This window comes from Rhizobium sp. BK619 (assembly GCF_014195245.1).
Classification (GTDB): Bacteria; Pseudomonadota; Alphaproteobacteria; order Rhizobiales; family Rhizobiaceae; genus Rhizobium; species Rhizobium acidisoli.
The window spans coordinates 13,399-29,363 of sequence record NZ_JACIBH010000013.1 but is presented as its reverse complement, the minus strand read 5'-3'; the positions used below and the strand labels follow the sequence as shown (position 1 = coordinate 29,363).

General features: G+C 62.6%; 19 protein-coding genes. 10 read left to right on the top strand and 9 right to left on the bottom strand.

What is annotated here, in order from left to right:
* Nucleotides 1–19: 19 nt before the first annotated feature.
* Together FHX14_RS23820 and FHX14_RS23815 are read right to left on the bottom strand one after the other, a co-directional pair.
* Nucleotides 20–1,147: an ATP-dependent RecD-like DNA helicase gene (locus tag FHX14_RS23820; RefSeq protein ID WP_012558309.1), complete on the bottom strand. Its 1,128-nt coding sequence runs from the start codon at nucleotides 1,145–1,147 to the stop codon at nucleotides 20–22.
* A 70-nt stretch (nucleotides 1,148–1,217) separates the two neighbouring features.
* On the bottom strand, nucleotides 1,218–2,144 hold the full coding sequence (locus FHX14_RS23815; protein ID WP_184379085.1) for a LysR family transcriptional regulator: 927 nt from the start codon (nucleotides 2,142–2,144) through the stop codon (nucleotides 1,218–1,220).
* A gap of 132 nt (nucleotides 2,145–2,276) precedes the next feature.
* On the opposite strand from FHX14_RS23815, the gene FHX14_RS23810 reads away from it, so the two are divergent.
* From FHX14_RS23810 to FHX14_RS23795, 4 genes are all read left to right on the top strand, one after another.
* Nucleotides 2,277–2,756 (top strand): carboxymuconolactone decarboxylase family protein, encoded by a 480-nt coding sequence (locus FHX14_RS23810; protein WP_003593481.1) that lies wholly within the window; start codon nucleotides 2,277–2,279, stop codon nucleotides 2,754–2,756.
* Between the two features lie 68 nt (nucleotides 2,757–2,824).
* The gene (locus FHX14_RS23805) at nucleotides 2,825–3,580 is read left to right on the top strand and encodes an SDR family oxidoreductase (protein ID WP_184379083.1); all 756 of its coding nucleotides are present in this window, start codon (nucleotides 2,825–2,827) and stop codon (nucleotides 3,578–3,580) included.
* Nucleotides 3,581–3,642: 62 nt separating this feature from the next.
* Nucleotides 3,643–4,059 carry a cupin domain-containing protein gene (locus tag FHX14_RS23800; protein WP_184379081.1) on the top strand — a complete coding sequence of 139 codons (417 nt, stop codon included), beginning with the start codon at nucleotides 3,643–3,645 and terminating at the stop codon, nucleotides 4,057–4,059.
* A 94-nt stretch (nucleotides 4,060–4,153) separates the two neighbouring features.
* Nucleotides 4,154–5,632, top strand: coding sequence for a mechanosensitive ion channel family protein (locus tag FHX14_RS23795; RefSeq protein ID WP_184379079.1), 1,479 nt, complete (start codon nucleotides 4,154–4,156; stop codon nucleotides 5,630–5,632).
* Here FHX14_RS23795 and FHX14_RS23790 read toward each other — a convergent pair whose 3' ends face one another.
* Nucleotides 5,633–6,121 carry an Rrf2 family transcriptional regulator gene (locus FHX14_RS23790; protein WP_003593477.1) on the bottom strand — a complete coding sequence of 163 codons (489 nt, stop codon included), beginning with the start codon at nucleotides 6,119–6,121 and terminating at the stop codon, nucleotides 5,633–5,635. It lies immediately after the preceding gene.
* A gap of 270 nt (nucleotides 6,122–6,391) precedes the next feature.
* On the opposite strand from FHX14_RS23790, the gene FHX14_RS23785 reads away from it, so the two are divergent.
* The 3 genes from FHX14_RS23785 to FHX14_RS23775 are packed head-to-tail and all read left to right on the top strand — an operon-like array spanning nucleotide 6,392 to nucleotide 8,086.
* On the top strand, nucleotides 6,392–6,772 hold the full coding sequence (locus FHX14_RS23785) for a hypothetical protein (protein WP_003593476.1): 381 nt from the start codon (nucleotides 6,392–6,394) through the stop codon (nucleotides 6,770–6,772).
* 19 nt (nucleotides 6,773–6,791) lie between these two features.
* Complete coding sequence (locus FHX14_RS23780) at nucleotides 6,792–7,307, top strand: RNA polymerase sigma factor (RefSeq protein WP_184379077.1); 516 nt, start codon at nucleotides 6,792–6,794, stop codon at nucleotides 7,305–7,307.
* Nucleotides 7,304–8,086: an anti-sigma factor gene (locus FHX14_RS23775; RefSeq protein ID WP_184379075.1), complete on the top strand. Its 783-nt coding sequence runs from the start codon at nucleotides 7,304–7,306 to the stop codon at nucleotides 8,084–8,086. Before FHX14_RS23780 ends, FHX14_RS23775 begins: the two co-directional genes overlap by 4 nt.
* Nucleotides 8,087–8,089: 3 nt before the next feature.
* On the opposite strand, the gene FHX14_RS23770 is transcribed toward FHX14_RS23775, so the two are convergent.
* From FHX14_RS23770 to nthA, 3 genes are read right to left on the bottom strand one after another with little or no spacing between them, the layout of a single operon-like run.
* The gene (locus FHX14_RS23770) at nucleotides 8,090–8,461 is read right to left on the bottom strand and encodes a nitrile hydratase accessory protein (protein WP_184379073.1); all 372 of its coding nucleotides are present in this window, start codon (nucleotides 8,459–8,461) and stop codon (nucleotides 8,090–8,092) included.
* The gene (gene nthB, locus FHX14_RS23765) at nucleotides 8,448–9,107 is read right to left on the bottom strand and encodes a nitrile hydratase subunit beta (protein WP_184379071.1); all 660 of its coding nucleotides are present in this window, start codon (nucleotides 9,105–9,107) and stop codon (nucleotides 8,448–8,450) included. The genes FHX14_RS23770 and nthB overlap by 14 nt, the downstream gene beginning before the upstream one ends.
* A complete protein-coding gene (nthA, locus tag FHX14_RS23760) occupies nucleotides 9,104–9,751 on the bottom strand; it encodes a nitrile hydratase subunit alpha (RefSeq protein ID WP_184379069.1) in 648 nt (215 codons plus the stop codon). Before nthA ends, nthB begins: the two co-directional genes overlap by 4 nt.
* A 342-nt stretch (nucleotides 9,752–10,093) precedes the next feature.
* On the opposite strand from nthA, the gene FHX14_RS23755 reads away from it, so the two are divergent.
* On the top strand, nucleotides 10,094–11,368 hold the full coding sequence (locus FHX14_RS23755) for an SDR family oxidoreductase (RefSeq protein WP_184379067.1): 1,275 nt from the start codon (nucleotides 10,094–10,096) through the stop codon (nucleotides 11,366–11,368).
* Entirely contained in the window at nucleotides 11,368–11,844 is a 477-nt protein-coding gene (locus FHX14_RS23750; RefSeq protein ID WP_012558322.1) for a DUF2269 domain-containing protein, read from the top strand. The genes FHX14_RS23755 and FHX14_RS23750 overlap by 1 nt, the downstream gene beginning before the upstream one ends.
* On the opposite strand, the gene FHX14_RS23745 is transcribed toward FHX14_RS23750, so the two are convergent.
* Nucleotides 11,836–12,429, bottom strand: coding sequence for a LysE family translocator (locus tag FHX14_RS23745; RefSeq protein ID WP_184379065.1), 594 nt, complete (start codon nucleotides 12,427–12,429; stop codon nucleotides 11,836–11,838). The genes FHX14_RS23750 and FHX14_RS23745 overlap by 9 nt on opposite strands.
* Before the next feature lie 149 nt (nucleotides 12,430–12,578).
* On the opposite strand from FHX14_RS23745, the gene FHX14_RS23740 reads away from it, so the two are divergent.
* Nucleotides 12,579–13,427, top strand: a complete 849-nt coding sequence (locus FHX14_RS23740) for an aldo/keto reductase (RefSeq protein WP_184379063.1) — start codon at nucleotides 12,579–12,581, stop codon at nucleotides 13,425–13,427.
* Between the two features lie 36 nt (nucleotides 13,428–13,463).
* On the opposite strand, the gene ilvN is transcribed toward FHX14_RS23740, so the two are convergent.
* Complete coding sequence (gene ilvN / locus FHX14_RS23735) at nucleotides 13,464–14,036, bottom strand: acetolactate synthase small subunit (RefSeq protein WP_003593459.1); 573 nt, start codon at nucleotides 14,034–14,036, stop codon at nucleotides 13,464–13,466.
* Nucleotides 14,037–14,117: 81 nt separating this feature from the next.
* Entirely contained in the window at nucleotides 14,118–15,908 is a 1,791-nt protein-coding gene (locus FHX14_RS23730) for an acetolactate synthase 3 large subunit (RefSeq protein ID WP_184379061.1), read from the bottom strand.
* Nucleotides 15,909–15,965 lie beyond the last annotated feature (57 nt).

Below are 15,965 nucleotides of genomic sequence, written 5' to 3'. Positions count from 1 at the left end.
TCGCCTCCCGCCAATCCTATCAGCGCACGATCGTCAGCGTCTCCGCCGCGCGTGTGATGGCCGTATAAAGCCAGCGTTCCCGCGTATCACGAAACGCCCAGCTCTCGTCGAAGAGCACGACGTCGTTCCATTGCGAACCCTGCGCCTTGTGAACGGTCAGTGCATAGCCGTAGTCGAACTCGTCGTAGCGCTTGCGGGTGTTCCAGGGGATTTCGCCTTCGACATCCTCGAAGGCCTGTTTCAGGAGCTTGATCTTGGCAGCGCCCCGATCCATGTCGTCGTCTTCGGGCCGGACCAGCAGATTGATGCCGGGCTTCGTCGTTTCCTTGGACGAGGTCATCACCTGCCAGAGCGAGCCGTTGAGCAGGCCTTTGGCCGGATCGTTGCGGAGGCAGACGAGTTTGTCGCCGGTCTGCGGATACTCGGCATTAAAGCCTTTCAACTCGCGCAGGCGCTGATTATAGCGCCGCCGCGTCCTGTTGGTGCCGACGAGCACCTGGTCGGCTTTCATCACGAGATCCTGCGTCACCTCGTTCTTCGAGATCACCTTGGCCGTGCCGTAATCGCCGTACATCACCTCATTGCCCTCGCGCACCTGCATGGCGAGCTTGATAATCGGATTGTCACGGGCCTGCCGGTGAATATCGGTCAGCAGATAATCCGGATCCTGATTGGTGAAGTAACCGCCGCCGCTGACCGGCGGCAGCTGGCCGGGATCGCCGAGCACCAGGATCGGCGTGCCGAAGCTCATAAGATCCCTGCCGAGCGCCTCGTCCACCATCGAGCATTCGTCGACGATGATCAGCGCCGCCTTAGCGACCGGGCTTTGCCGGTTGATCGAAAACATCGGTGCGATCGAGGTCTTGCCGGTTTCCTCGTCCTCAACCGCCTCCTCGCCGCGTGGCCGATAGATCAGCGAATGGATCGTCTTGGCGTTGGAAGCGCCGCGCGAGCGCAGCACTTGCGCCGCCTTGCCGGTGAAGGCGGCAAACAGCACATCGCCGTCGACATTCTCGGCGAAATGCTTGGCAAGCGTCGTCTTACCCGTTCCGGCATAGCCGAACAGGCGAAAGAGCGGCGAGCGCCCTTCATTCAGCCATTTCGAAACAGCCTTGAGGGCTTCGTCTTGTTGCGGCGCAAATTGCATGATGGGACGACTTGGCAGGATTCGCGGGCGTTAGGCAAGGCGGAAAACCGCAAATCGCCCGGCGGGACGATCATCCCTCCCAGCGACGGTCCATGCCGCTCGCGCACATCGACGGGTCTCGCCCGATGGCATCGGTCAGAAAATCCAGAACCGTCTTGACGCGCAGCGGCATGTTCCGTCTCGAGGGATAGACGACGGTGATCGGCAGCCGGCTCGGCTGAAAATCCTCCATCACCGGGATCAGCCGGCCGGCGGCGATATCGGGCACGGCGATGATATGTGAAAGCACCGCCAGTCCCGCGCCGGCAAGGGCGGCCCGGTGAATGGCGACGGCGCTGCAGGCGGTCAGCCGCGGCGAGATCCGAACCGAAATGTCTTCGGAGCCGTTGGAGAACGACCATGTCGCGGCATCGCCCGCCCTGTTATAGCACAGGCATTCATGGTCCTTGATGTCCTTCGGCGTCGGCGGCGGCGCCTTACGCGCGAGATAGGCGGGCGCTGCGACGAGGAAGGCTGTCGTCCAGCCGATCCGGCGGCAGACGAGGCTGCTGTTGGCGACCGAGCCGAGGCGCACTTCGAGGTCGAGGCGCTCCTCTATCATATCGGAGCTCTGCTCCCTGAAGAGCAGTTCCACCGAGAGTTTCGGGTGGGCGGCAAGAAGATCGCCCAGCTGCTCGCTGAGATAGAGGCCGAGCGGTGCCGGAACACTGAGCCTGACCTTCCCGGAAGCCATGACGCCGTCCGATCCAGTGGCATCGCCGAGTTCCTCCACCGCTTCGAGAATTCTGAGCGCCATCGGCAGCATGCGCTCCCCCTCCGCCGTCAGCGACAAGCCGCTCGTCGTGCGGTGCAGGAGGCGCGTGTTGAAATGCCCCTCAAGGGCTGCGACCTGCCGTGAGACCGCCGGCTGCGTCACGTCGAGATCGTGCGCCGCCGCCGAAAACGAGCCCGTCTCCACGACGCGCTGGAAGGTCCGCAATGCCGAAACGATATCCATCCCCCGCCCCTCATACTTTTGCGCATAGGCTTTATGCAGCCAAACTAGGCTGGAATGGCTTTACAGTCCAGTAATTACGGATATCTTTTATCCATAAGGATATTAAATATCCTTAATTAAAGGAGAGACGACATGACCCAGCGATTGAACTACGCGCAGCAGTCCCCGGAGCTTTTCAAGAAGTTCATGGAATTCAGCATGGCATTGCGCAGCAGCGTGATCGACGAGAAGCTTCAGGCCCTCATCGAGATCCGCGCTTCGCAGATCAACGGATGCGGGTTTTGCCTCGACATGCATGTGAAGCAGGCAAAGATCCATGGCGAGACGGAACTGCGGCTCCATCACGTCGCCATCTGGCGGGAATCGAACCTCTTCGTCCCCCGCGAGCGTGCAGCCCTTGCCTGGACCGAAGCGCTGACGAAACTTCCAGAAGGCGGCATTCCCGACGAGATCTATGAACGGGTTCGCGGCCAGCTTTCCGAAAAGGAAATCTCTGACCTGACCTTCGTCGTCATGGCCATCAATGCCTGGAACCGCGTCAATGTCGGCTTCAAGACCGTTCCCGGTTCCGCCGATAAGGCCTACGGCCTCGACAAGGCTGGCCTGAACTAAACCCCACAATTCATTGAGAAGATTCACCTTTAACGCTGCCGCACCCCGGCAGCGAACGGAGATCTGTTATGAAAATCGTTGTCATCGGCGGAACCGGCCTCATCGGTTCGAAGACTGTCGAACGCCTGCGCCAGAAGGGACATGAGGTGATTGCCGCCTCGCCGAACTCAGGCGTCAATACGATCACGGGAGATGGACTGGCAGCGGCGCTCGAGGGCGCGGAAGTCGTGCTCGACCTTGCCAATTCGCCCTCCTTCGAAGACAAGGCCGTTCTCGAATTCTTCGAGATCTCGGGGCGCAATCTTCTTGCCGCCGAGAAGATTGCCGGCGTGAAGCACCATATCGCGCTCTCCGTCGTCGGCACCGAGCGGCTGCAGGACAGCGGCTATTTCCGCGGCAAGCTCGCCCAGGAAAAGCTGATCAAGGCGTCGGGCATTCCCTATACCATCGTGCATTCGACGCAGTTCATGGAATTCCTGAACGGCATCGCCCAGTCCGGCACCATCGGCCAGACGGTTCGCCTGTCGCCGGCCTTTGTGCAGCCGATCGCCTCCGACGATGTCGCCGACGCCATGGCTGACGTGGCGCTGTCGCCCCCCGCCAACGCCACGATCGAAATATCAGGTCCGGAACGGGCGCGCCTGAGCGAACTCGTCGCCCGATATCTGAAGGCGATGAAAGACCCACGCACCGTCGAGGCCGATCCGGAAGCAAAATATTTCGGCGTCCGGCTCAACGACCACTCGCTCGTTTCCGACGACAACCCGCGGCTCGGCTCGATCACCTTCGAACAATGGTTCGCAAAATCCGCCCAGCCGAAGTGATTTTGCCCCGGGACGCGGCCACCGGCGCGCGTCCTCCCAACCCCGCAAAAATGGAGACTCCAATGATCAGAGCATCGATCCTCGCCGCCGCCCTCGCCTGCCTGGCGGCCACCGGCGCCGGCGCTGCCGACAACAGCAAATCTGCAAAGGTCACCCTCGTCTACGAACACGAACTTCCGAACGTGGCGGGCAAGAGCATCAAGGGCGTGCTGGTCGAATACGGCCCGGGCGGCTTCTCCGACGGCCATACCCATCCCGACTCGGCCTTCATCTACGCCACCGTGCTCGAAGGCGCGATCCGCAGCCAGGTCAATGACGGCCCGGTCAAGGTCTATCAGGCTGGCGAGAGCTTCTCCGAAATGCCGGGCGACCGCCACGGCATCAGCGCCAACGGCAGCGAAACGAAGCCCGCCCGCCTGCTTGCCGTGTTCGTCGTCGACACCAACCAGAAAGAGCTGACCTATCCCCTCAACAAGTAAGGGCCGCCAAGCCCGTCCGCGCGGGGCCGATGCTTGCGCGGACGGCCGACATGCTCAATCATGTGCCGCCCGCCCATCCCGGAGACAGAGACAGATGATCTACGACGCGCTCTTCGGCAAGCCTCTGATATCCCTGATAACAGTCGGCTTTGCCGGTATCGTCGTCTGGCACCTGCTTTCGCGCCAGCGGCCGACGACGCGGCTGGTGGTGCAGATTGTCTTCTTTGGCTTAATGACGCTGATCCTCGTCGGCAGCGGCATCGAACCTCATCGGTTTCAAGGATATGGGTCCGAGGATCCGCAGGCCTTGCTTGTCGTTGTCGCGAAAACGCTCTGGTGGATTCACCTGGCATGGGCTGTCATCGGTTTCATCAGGCTGTATCTGGTTCTGGAAGGCAGTCCCCGAGAGGCCCGCCTGCTCCAGGATCTCGTCATCGGCGTCGTCTATATCGGCATGGCCCTGTCGGTCCTGGCCTTCGTCTTCGGCGTGCCGATCGGCACCCTCGTTGCCACTTCGGGCGTGGTCGCCATCATTCTCGGCCTTGCGCTCCAGAACACGCTTGCCGACGTCTTCTCCGGCATCGCGCTGACACTCGGCCGGCCTTATGTCATCGGCGACTGGATTCTTCTGAGCGATGGCACGGAAGGGCGCGTCGTCGAGAGCAACTGGCGCGCGACGCATATCCTGACCAGCGCAAACAATCTCGTCGTTCTGCCGAACAGCTTTCTCGCCAAGCTCGCCCTGACGAATGTCAGCCGTCCGGACGAGAGCCATCTGCTGATCCTCACAATCCGCATCGCCCCGACCCGGATGCCGGCATCGGTCCGCCAGGTCATGTTATCGGCGCTGACGAGCTGCAATTCGATCGTGCGCGACCCGCCGCCGGTCGTCGCATTGAAAGGGCTGGACGCCACCGCGCTCGAAGTCGAGCTGCAGTTCCGGGTGACGAGCCCGAGCCGGCGCGTTCAGGCGCGCAACGAGGTGCTCGATCTCGTCTATCGCCACTGCAAATCCGCCGGCCTGCTTCTCGCCGTTCCGGCGGCGGCCTCGGTGCTGACAGGCGATCTGCCGACAGAAGAGAGCGCACGATCGCCGCGCGTCACGCCGCTCGAACTGATTGAGGCCATTCCGATCTTTGCGACGCTGACGACAGATGAAAAGCAGAAGCTTGCCGAGACCACCGCCGTGCGTGAATTCCGCAAGGGCGACGTGATCGTCCGGGAGGGCGACATGCTGCCGTCGCTGATGATGGTGCGGGCCGGCATTATTGCGGCGCGGGACGGCGATGGGGAACGCGGGCGGCTCGCGCCAGGTGATTTTTTTGGAGAGACCGGACTGCTCGCCGGCATGCAGGAAGTCTGCACGCTCGAGGCTCTGACCCCGGTGACGGTCTATGAAATCGATCAGCAGGCCTTCGCCCCCTTGCTGAACCAGCGTCCGGCGCTGGCGGAAGAAATCGCCGAAGAACTCGCCAGCCGCGCGGAACGCTTTCGCGACGCAGCCCTCCCGCCGGAACCCGCCCACAGCGCCCACGCCATTCTGAAAACCATCAGGACAATCTTCAGGGGGTAGTTAGCCGGCGCGCTTGAGCACCCATTCGAAGGTACTCCGCCAAAGCTCTGCCGGCACTTCCTCGGACAAGGTACCGACCAGATCGGACAGCCGGACGCGCCGCAGCGTATCGCGCCAGGCCTCGTCGGCTTCCCACATGATGCGGGCGACCGCGCAGGGCTTGCTGTCGCAATAGCCGGCCGGCCGGCAGGGATTGTTGTCGCGGATGTTCGTGCAGGTGAAGCTGCGCGCCTTGCCCTCGACCGCTTCGACGATGTCGAGGAAATTGATCTCGGACGAGGGCCTGGCAAGCCGGTAACCGCCGCTCGGGCCGAGCGTTGTATCGACCAGCGATGCCTGCGAAAGGCTCTGCAGCGCCTTGGAGAGATATTCCTTCGGCAGGCCATGAAGCTCCGCGAGCGCCTTGGTGGAGAGATACCTGCCCTCGGGCAGGCCCGCGAGAATGGCGCAACAGTGGAGCGCCCACTCGACCTGGCTTTTCAGGATCATTCAGCAACTCGCGTGATGGCTGGTTCTGCGAACGGAATTAAGGACACATCCTATCCGCAAATTGAAATGATGTAAACGAGCCGCAAAAGCAGCGTGTTGCGGGAGTTGAAATCCTCCACGTTCGTGCCGGGCACAATCCTAAGAGCTTATTCACAGCGAATGATCCCGCCCGCGATAAAACTTTACCTGCATGCGGAATAATACCGCCTCGTCTCGTGTCTCATGTCAGGTATCGCAAAATTGCGTGCCCAATTCTCAAGGAGAGACATCATGAAATCCGTGAAATTCCTGTCCGTCGTGGCCGCCGCAGCCCTCGCAGCGACCGCTGCTCTTGCAGCCGCTCCTGTCAAGGAAGTCGAATCCGCCAAGGGCAAGGTTCTTGCCGGCGAAAACGGCATGACCCTCTACACCTTCAAGAAGGACGCCAAGGGCGTTTCCAACTGCAACGACGATTGCGCCAAAAATTGGCCGCCGCTGATGGCCGCTTCCGATGCCAAGGCTGATGGTGCATATTCGATCATCGACCGCAAGGATGGCAAGAAGCAATGGGCCAAGGACGGCATGCCGCTGTATTACTGGGTCAAGGACAAGAAGGCGGGCGACATCACCGGCGATGGCGTCGGCGGCAACTGGGAGCTTGCCAAGCCTTGATCATCAGAAAGCGGCTGGCGTGAAAACACCCGCACCGGAAAGTTTCGAGGGCCAGGTCCTGGCCCTCCTTCCCTCGCTCAGGCGCTATTCGCGCAGCCTGACGCGCTCGGATGCCGATGGCGAGGATCTGCTGCAAGACTGTGTCGAGAAGGTGCTGGCGCGCCGTGGCCAATGGCGCGGCCTCAACCTGCGCGGCTGGGTCCTGACCATCATGACCAATCTCTACCGCAACGGCCGGCGCGGCAAGGCGCGCGACGCGCTGGTCGCGCTTGACGCCGCCGGGGATATGGCCACTCCCGAACCGCCGGCCGATCCGCTGGAGCGCGCGCGGCTCGATAACGCACTGAACAGCCTTTCGGAGGAGCACCGCGCCGTGCTGATGCTGGTGGTCATCGAAGGGTACACGTACAGCGAGGTTGCCGCTTCCCTCGACATTCCCATCGGCACCGTCATGTCCCGGCTGTCGCGCGCCCGCCAGCGCGTCGCCGAGAGGCTGAAGGCCGATAACGTCATTACGCTTCGGAGACCGAAATGAACGAAACCAACCCGATCGTCACCGAAGCCGATCTCCACGCCTATGCCGACGGCCAGCTACCGGAAACCGCCCGTGCCCGCCTCGAGGCCTTCCTTGCCGATAATGCCGACGAGGCGGCGCTGGTCGCCGAATGGCAGGCGCAGAATAGCGGCATCCGATCGCTGTTTGCCGGCTACGAGAAGGCAAAGGACACCGACCCACTGCTGGTCGCCCCCACGCGCGCGGTCTCCTCTACGCCGAAACGCTGGGCGATCGCCGCCGCGGCCCTCTTTGTCTTCGCGCTCGGCGCCGTCAGCGGCCATTATGGCCCCGCACTGCTGGAAAGGCCGGCGTTGCAGCTTACCGGTTCAGAAACCTTGCCGAAACAGGCCGAGACCGCCTTCATGGTCTACGCCGCCGAGGTTCGCCACCCCGTCGAGGTCTTCGCCGACGAGGAGGCCCATCTCGCCACCTGGCTCGGCAAGCGCCTGGCCATCCAGAACCTGAAGATCCCGAACCTGCAATCGCTCGGCTTCAAGCTGGTCGGCGGCCGCCTGCTGCCGGTCGATGACAGACCGGGCGCCATGTTCATGTATGAGAACCAGGCGGGAGAACGCCTGACCGTCATCGTCGGCCGCAACACAGAAAACCGCACGACGAGCTTCCGCTTCGCCTCATCTGGCAACCTCGAAACCTTCTACTGGATCGACGGCGAACTCGGTTATGCCGTTACCGGTGAAATCTCGCGTGAGACCCTGCGTGGTGTGGCCGAGGAATGCTACAGGCAATTCCCTTCGTGAAAATCAGCGCAGCGGATCGTTGGCAAGTTCGATCGGCTGCCCGTGCGGCGTGGCTTCGGCCGCCCGCTGCCAGCTCTGCTGCAGGTCGAGGATGACGGATGCATCCGCTATGCCGCGGCTGACCAGCAGTTCGGAAAGGGCCGCCACCCAGCAGTCGAAATAATTGCTGCCATCGCCAGCGCGGCCGGGCTTATGCAGCTCCTTGGACAGGGCCTCGGCCCATTCGCCCCAGGCGAACAGCCCCTTCTCATGCAGATGCACCGTCATGGCGAAAGCCTCCGCCGCCCAAGGCTCGGGAAAAACCGGATCACCTTCGGGCGACCTCGGCAACCCAAGCGATTGCGCCAGCTGAGACGGCGTCTCACAAACGCTCAAGATAGCTCTCCCACGCATCGATGGAGACCGTCAGCGACGGATCCGCTCCCTCGCCCCAGATCTCACCGCCGCCGAAGACGACCGTATAGAGCCATTGCGGATTTTCGCCTCGGCCATGCGCATTGTCGTCGGGGAAGACGAAAGCCCCTTGAACCGCCTCGACGACACCCGTCCTGGCGCGCGCATAACGTGGCAGCCGCGTATGGGTGGCCGGATTGAAATTCTTCGTCTTCACCGTCTCGCCGACCGCAAAGAGTGGTGCGGTTTCGACAGGACGATCGCAAGGCCCCCCTTTCGCCAGCGCGCCCGGCACCATCTCCGCCTTCAGCACCCGCTTCGGCGCAGCACCTTCCTGCAGATTGCGGCCGGACAGCAACTCCTCGCGCGTCGCAAAACCGTGCCGCGCGAGCAACGTCTCGACGCCGCGAATCCAGATCTCGTAATAGCTGGCGGCGAGATAATCGGCCGGTGGAATGTTTTCGCGCGCATGCCGGCTTTCGTCGATCGTCCAGGCGCCGAAAGCGCCGCAGGAAAGCGTGATGCCGAGCGCCCGCTTTTCCCATTCGGCATGGAAATAGGGCTCGTCCTTTTCGGGCGCGACAGGCCCGAAGCCCATCTGCCCGCCGAGATCGTGCGGTCCGTTCATGGAAGAGCCTCCGGGCTGCCGGCCACCGCCGTGCCAATCATCGCGTCGCGGCTGACGAGACCGGCAAGTGCTGCCTCGTCCATTCCGTCCGTGCCCTCGGGCCGCTCGGGGATTACGAGATAACGCAGCTCCGCCGTCGAATCCCACACGCGGATCTTCTTGCCCTCTGGCAGCGTCAGCCCGAATTCGGCAAGCACGCCGCGCGGATCGATGACCGCGCGCGAACGATAGGCCGGCGCCTTGTACCAGACGGGCGGCAGGCCGAGCACCGACCAGGGATAACAGGAGCAAAGCGTGCAGACGATGAGATTATGGGTCTCGGGCGTGTTGAAGACGGCGCGCATATGCTCGCCCTGCCGACCGGTAAACCCAAGGCTCGCAATCGCCGCCGTCGCATCGCGCTTCAGCCACGCGGCGAAATCGGCATCGCTCCAAGCCTTGGCGACGACATGCGCCCCATTCCGCGGCCCCACCTTCGTTTCATAAGTCTCGACAATCGCATCGATCGCCGCCGGATCGATCAGCCCCTTCTCGGTCAGCAGCGTTTCCAGCGCTTTTACGCGGGCCTGCATGTCGGAATAGTGGTTATCGTGGTGGTGGTCGTGGTCATGATCGTGGTGGTCGTGGTCGTGATCGTCGTGCAAGGCATGTCCTCCAAAACGGCAGTCTAAAGGATAGGCAAGGTTCGCGGCCTGCTCCCTCTTCTCCCCAGTGGGGAGAAGGTGGCCCGAAGGGTCGGATGAGGGGGCCACACGGCACATCCGTCATGATTGCCCTTCACTTACGCTCCGTGCATTCGCGGCTTTCGCCGCTCACCCCCCTCATCTGCCTGCCGGCATCTTCTCCCCGCTGGAGAGAAGGGGAATCGCGGCAGCACCCCGCAAAACCCTAAGGCATGCTCATAAAGTCATCTCCTCTTTCTATCACACACCACACTCCCGCCAAGCCCTTCTATCCCCTTCAAACTTTTCCGCTAATCTCCCGCCATGAACATTCTGATTCTCGGCGCAACCGGCTTCATAGGCTCCGTCGTCGCGGCCCGGCTCGTCGCCGATGGGCATGCTGTGACCGGGCTGGGCCGCAATCCCATGCGTGCCCGTCTGAAACAGCCGGCGATCGAATGGCGGCGCGCCGATCTCTCGCACATGACAAGGCCCGGGGACTGGGAAGATCTCCTCAAAGACCGGCAGGCTGTCGTCAATTGCGCCGGCGCGCTACAGGATGGGCTCTCCGACGATCTCTCGGCCACGCAGGCTGAAGCGATGCTGGCGCTCTATGCCGCCGCCAAACGCACATCTCAGCCATTGGTCGTGCAGATATCGGCAAGGACTGCGGGAGCGGCAGGCGACCTGCCCTTCCTCGCCACCAAGCGGCGGGCCGACGAGGCGCTAGTAGGAAGCGGCCTGCCTCATCTCATCCTCCGCCCTGCCCTCGTGCTCGGCCGCAATGCCCATGGCGGCTCGTCGCTGCTCAGGGCGCTTGCCGCCTTTCCGCTGGCGCTGCCGCTCGTCCATGCCGACAGTCCGGTCGAAACGCTTTCTGTGGACGATGTGGCGGAAGCCGTATCCCGGGCTGTCGCAGACGGCCTCCGCGGGGATATTGATCTTGCCGCCGACGAGGTTCTCACACTCGCCGATCTCATCGGCCTTCACCGGCAATGGCTGGGCCTAGCACCCGCCCGCGTCTTTTCCCTTGCCTCGTGGCTCGCCAGGCCCGTGACGTGGCTTGCCGATATGGCGGGGCTGCTCGGCTGGCGTTCGCCGCTGCGCTCGACGGCGATGACCGTCATGTCGGAGGGCATACGAAGCGAAAAACGGGAAAGCGGCCTAACCGCGACATCCGCGCCGGCAACGCTCTCGGCCAATCCCTCCGGCGTGCAGGATCTCTGGTTTGCCCGGCTCTATCTCCTGAAACCGCTCGTCATATCAGGCCTCTCTGTCTTCTGGCTGCTCTCCGGCCTCATCCCGCTGCTGGCGCTCACGAAGACATCCGCCCACTTCCTGCCGTTCATGCCCGAAGCGGCAGCAACGGCGCTGACGCTTGCGACCTGCCTGATCGACGTGGCGCTCGGCGCCACCGTGCTTGTCCGTCCGCTCGCCAAACGCTCTCTTCTCGGCATGCTGGCCGTCTCTTTCGCCTATCTGACCGGCGCCAGCCTGCTCGAACCCGCGCTCTGGCTCGACCCGCTCGGCCCCCTCGTCAAGGTGCTGCCGTCGATCTTGCTGACGCTGACGGCCCTTGCCACCCTGGATGAACGCTGATGCTCGAGGAGTGGCTGCTGCTTGCCCATGTCATCGGCGCGACCGTGCTCTTCGGCACCGGCGCCGGCATCGCCTTCTTCATGGTGATGGCGCATCGCACGCGTGATCCCGTTCTGATCGCCCATGTCGCCGGAACCGTGGTCATTGCCGATACGATCTTCACCGCCACCGCCGCCATTTTCCAGCCCGTGACCGGATATCTGCTGGCGCGGGCGATCGGCTGGGAGCTTTGGGAAGGCTGGATCGCGCTGTCGCTGCTGCTTTATATCGTCACCGGCCTGTTCTGGCTGCCGGTCGTCTGGATCCAGATCCGGCTGCGCGATCTCGCCCGTGTCGCAGCAAAATCCGGAAGCGCATTGCCGCCGGCCTATTTCAGCCTCTACCGCATCTGGTTCGCCTGCGGCTTTCCGGCCTTCTCAGCTGTCATCGGCATTCTCTGGCTGATGCTGACGAAACCGTCGATCGCCCTATTTTAGCATCGGCCAGAGGCTCGCCACCAGAAGAACCGCCATGCTGGTATTGAACCATTTCAGCCGCACCGGATCCGAAAGCCATTCCCGCAGCGCCGAGCCGAAACCCGCCCAGGTCGAAACGCTCGGCACATTGACCGCCGCAAAGGCCAGGCCGACGAGGAGCACGCTGACGAGATAGAGTTCCGGATTGGTATAGGTCGCCATCGCGGTGACCGCCATCACCCAGGCTTTCGGGTTGACCCACTGGAAGGCCGCCGCCGAAAAGAAGGACATCGGCTCGACGGCGCTCTTGCCTTCGCTCAGCGAACGCGACGAGGCGATCTTCCAGGCAATCCAGACGAGATAGACGCCGCCGGCAAATTTCAACGCCGTATAGACGGCCGGCATCGTGTGCAGCACCGCGCCGAGCCCGAGGCCGACACCAATCAGCAGCGAGAAGAAGCCGACACCGATGCCGAACATATGCGGGATCGTTCTGCGGAAGCCGAAATTCACCCCCGAGGCGAAGAGCATCATATTGTTCGGCCCCGGCGTGATCGACGTCGTGAAGGCAAAGAGAACGAGGGCGAGAAACGTATCCAGCGGCATGCGACCTCCCGAGGCCGGCTTTCCCGCAGGCCGTTTATTTAGTTCAGCGTAACTGCCCTAAATCACCGATGCCATTACATCATTGTCATGGTGACAGGATTACTTGAAAGATGGCGACGCGGCCCAATCTCTCTCCCAGGAAAACACCCATGCAGGACGACCCAATTCCATTCGTCAGATTTCCGAACGGCGCGGAAGTGCCGGCGCTCGGCCAGGGAACCTGGGCCATGGGCGAGGATGCCGGTCATGCCATGGCCGAGATCGAAAGCCTCAAGGCCGGCATAGATCTGGGGATGACACTGATCGACACCGCCGAAATGTATGGCGACGGCGGCGCCGAGGAGATCGTCGGCCAAGCGATCAAGGGACGGCGCGACGAGGTCATCATCGTCAGCAAGGTCTATCCCTGGAATGCCAGCCTGAAAGGCACGGTGGAAGCCTGCGAGCGCAGCCTGGAGCGGCTCGGCACCGACCGCATCGATCTCTATCTCCTGCACTGGCGCGGCAGTCATCCGCTGGCCGAGACCGTCGCGGCCTTCGAAATGCTGAAGGCCTCCGGCAAGATCGGCGCCTGGGGCGTCTCCAACTTCGACACCGGCGACATGGAGGAACTGCTCGGCGTGCCCGACGGCGCCAATGTCGCCGCCAACCAGGTACTCTACAACCTCTCCCGCCGCGGCATCGAATTCGACCTCCTGCCCTGGTGCCAGAGCCGCGGCATTCCGGTGATGGCCTATTCGCCGATTGAGCAGGGGCACATCCTGCATCATCCCGAGTTGATCCGCATCGCCAAGGCCTATCAGGCAACACCCGCCCAGTTGGCGCTCGCCTTCCTGCTGGAACGCGACGGCGTCATCGTCATCCCGAAAACGTCGAATGCCGCCCGCGCGGCTGAGAATCGCGACTGCGTCTCGCTTGAGATCACCGACGAGGACTGGCAGGCGCTCGACGCCGCCTTCCCGCCGCCGGCAAAGAAAAAGCCGCTGGAGATGCTCTGACCTCCAGCGGCTTTCAGCACTGTTGTGGTGCCCGGCTCACATGCCCTGCGCGCCACGGTTCATCGCGGCGATGCCGGTGCGGCAGACCTCGATCAGCCCCAGCGGTTTCATGATCGCCACGAACTGGTCGATCTTCGAGGACTTGCCGGTGATCTCCAGGATGAAGTGATCGATCGTCGCATCCACGACCTTGGCATGGAAGGCATCGGCAAGGCGCAGCGTCTCGGCGCGCATCTCGCCCTCGCCGACCACCTTGACCAGCGCCACCTCGCGCTCGATCGGCCGCTCCTGGCCGAGTTCGCGGGCGCGCACCGTCAGATCGACGACGCGGTGCACCGGCACGATGCGCTCGAGCTGCGCCTTGATCTGTTCCAGCACATGCGGCGTGCCGCGGGTGACGATGGTGATCCGGGAAAGATGCGCCTGGTGCTCGGTCTCGGAGACCGTCAGGCTCTCGATATTGTAGCCACGGCCGGAAAACAGGCCGATGACCCGGGCAAGAACGCCCGGCTCGTTGTCGACGAGGATGGAAAGTGTGTGGCTTTCGATCGCCGCCGTTTCCGGCGAGATGAAGTAAGCGGAGCCCGTGGGCTGTAGGTGTGCATTCATGGTCTTGAGTTTCCTCTTCCCTGCCGCATAACCCCGAAAACCGGAAGCGATTTTCGGAAAGATTATGCGCAAATTAAAATGTCAGACGAGCGCGCGGCCCTTGGCGTCGATCGCATTGGCGACCGCTTCGTCGGTGGCTTCATCAGGCAGCAGCATTTCATTATGCGCTTTGCCCGAGGGGATCATCGGGAAGCAGTTGGCGAGATTGGCAACGCGGCAATCGAAGATGACGGGCTTTTTGACCTCGATCATCTCGACAATGGCATCGTCGAGCTCATCCGGCTTTTCGCAGCGCAGGCCGACGGCGCCATAGGCTTCCGCCAGCTTGACGAAATCAGGCATCGCTTCCGTATAGGAGTTCGACAGACGGTTGCCGTGCAGCAGCTGCTGCCACTGGCGCACCATGCCCATATACTGGTTGTTCATGATGAAGATCTTGATCGGCGCATCGTGCTGGATCGCCGCCGACATTTCCTGAATGCACATCTGGATCGAGGCGTCGCCGGCAATGTCGATGACGAGGCTGTCGGGATGGGCGATCTGCACGCCGAGGGCGGCCGGCAGGCCGTAGCCCATCGTGCCGAGGCCGCCCGACGTCATCCAGCGGTTCGGCTGCTCGAAGCCGAAGAACTGCGCCGCCCACATCTGATGCTGGCCGACTTCGGTGGTGATGTAGGTATCGCGGTCCTTGGTATGCGCATAGAGCCGCTCCAGCGCATATTGCGGCATGATGACGTCGTTGCTCCTCGTATAGGCGAAGGAGTTGCGCGCCCGCCAGCGGGCGATATCGGTCCACCACTCTTCGAGGCGGTTCTTCTCCGGCTTCTTCGGCAGCGCCCGCCACAGGCGGACCATATCTTCGAGGACATGGCCGACATCGCCGCGGATGCCTATATCGACCCGGACGTTCTTGTTGATCGAAGAGGGATCGATATCGATATGGATCTTCTTCGAGTTCGGGGAAAAGGCATTGAGGCGGCCGGTGATGCGGTCGTCGAAGCGGGCGCCGATGCAGACCATGACGTCGCAGTCATGCATCGCCATGTTGGCTTCGTACGAGCCGTGCATGCCGAGCATCTTCAGCCAGTTCTTGCCCGAAGCCGGATAGGCGCCGAGACCCATCAGCGTCGAGGTGATCGGGAAACCGGTGAGCTCGACCAGTTCGCGCAGCAGCTTGGAGGCCTCGGGGCCGGAATTGACGACGCCGCCGCCGGAATAGATGACCGGACGGCGCGCAGTGGCCATCAGTTCGATCGCCGCATGGATCTGGCTGAGGTCGCCCTGGATCTTCGGCTGATAGCTCTTCTGGATCGTGTAATCGGCGGGCGGCGTGTAGGTGCCGGTGGCGAACTGCACGTCTTTCGGAATATCGACGACGACAGGACCCGGACGACCGGACTGGGCGATGCGGAAGGCTTCGTGAATGACGGCGGCGAGCTGATTGACGTCCTTGACCAGCCAGTTGTGCTTGGTGCAGGGCCGGGTTATGCCGACCGTATCGCATTCCTGGAAGGCGTCGGAGCCGATCAGTGGGGTCGGGACCTGACCGGTCAGGCAGACCAGCGGGACCGAATCCATCAGCGCATCCTGCAGCGGCGTGACCGCATTCGTGGCGCCCGGACCCGAGGTGACCAGCATGACGCCGACCTTGCCGGTGGAGCGGGCGTACCCTTCGGCCGCATGGCCTGCCCCCTGCTCGTGACGGACGAGGATGTGCTTGACCTCTTCCTGCTGGAAGATCTCGTCATAGATCGGCAGGACCGCGCCGCCGGGATAGCCGAAGATATGTTCGACGCCATTGTCCTTCAGCGCCTTGAGAACGATCTCCGCTCCCGTCATCCGATTGCCTGCCGCCTGATTGTCCGTGCTCATCTGTCTGTTCCGTTTATGCTGGGATTTGCGTTTGTGGCCGGAAGCCCGAATTTCGGG

Coding starts and splice junctions, on each gene's coding strand:
- FHX14_RS23820 (WP_012558309.1), bottom strand. CDS start 1,147: ATGCAATTTGCGCCGCAACAAGACGAAGCCCTCAAGGCTGTTTCGAAA.
- FHX14_RS23815 (WP_184379085.1), bottom strand. CDS start 2,144: ATGGATATCGTTTCGGCATTGCGGACCTTCCAGCGCGTCGTGGAGACG.
- FHX14_RS23810 (WP_003593481.1), top strand. CDS start 2,277: ATGACCCAGCGATTGAACTACGCGCAGCAGTCCCCGGAGCTTTTCAAG.
- FHX14_RS23805 (WP_184379083.1), top strand. CDS start 2,825: ATGAAAATCGTTGTCATCGGCGGAACCGGCCTCATCGGTTCGAAGACT.
- FHX14_RS23800 (WP_184379081.1), top strand. CDS start 3,643: ATGATCAGAGCATCGATCCTCGCCGCCGCCCTCGCCTGCCTGGCGGCC.
- FHX14_RS23795 (WP_184379079.1), top strand. CDS start 4,154: ATGATCTACGACGCGCTCTTCGGCAAGCCTCTGATATCCCTGATAACA.
- FHX14_RS23790 (WP_003593477.1), bottom strand. CDS start 6,121: ATGATCCTGAAAAGCCAGGTCGAGTGGGCGCTCCACTGTTGCGCCATT.
- FHX14_RS23785 (WP_003593476.1), top strand. CDS start 6,392: ATGAAATCCGTGAAATTCCTGTCCGTCGTGGCCGCCGCAGCCCTCGCA.
- FHX14_RS23775 (WP_184379075.1), top strand. CDS start 7,304: ATGAACGAAACCAACCCGATCGTCACCGAAGCCGATCTCCACGCCTAT.
- nthB (WP_184379071.1), bottom strand. CDS start 9,107: ATGAACGGACCGCACGATCTCGGCGGGCAGATGGGCTTCGGGCCTGTC.
- FHX14_RS23755 (WP_184379067.1), top strand. CDS start 10,094: ATGAACATTCTGATTCTCGGCGCAACCGGCTTCATAGGCTCCGTCGTC.
- FHX14_RS23750 (WP_012558322.1), top strand. CDS start 11,368: ATGCTCGAGGAGTGGCTGCTGCTTGCCCATGTCATCGGCGCGACCGTG.
- FHX14_RS23745 (WP_184379065.1), bottom strand. CDS start 12,429: ATGCCGCTGGATACGTTTCTCGCCCTCGTTCTCTTTGCCTTCACGACG.
- FHX14_RS23740 (WP_184379063.1), top strand. CDS start 12,579: ATGCAGGACGACCCAATTCCATTCGTCAGATTTCCGAACGGCGCGGAA.
- ilvN (WP_003593459.1), bottom strand. CDS start 14,036: ATGAATGCACACCTACAGCCCACGGGCTCCGCTTACTTCATCTCGCCG.
- FHX14_RS23730 (WP_184379061.1), bottom strand. CDS start 15,908: ATGAGCACGGACAATCAGGCGGCAGGCAATCGGATGACGGGAGCGGAG.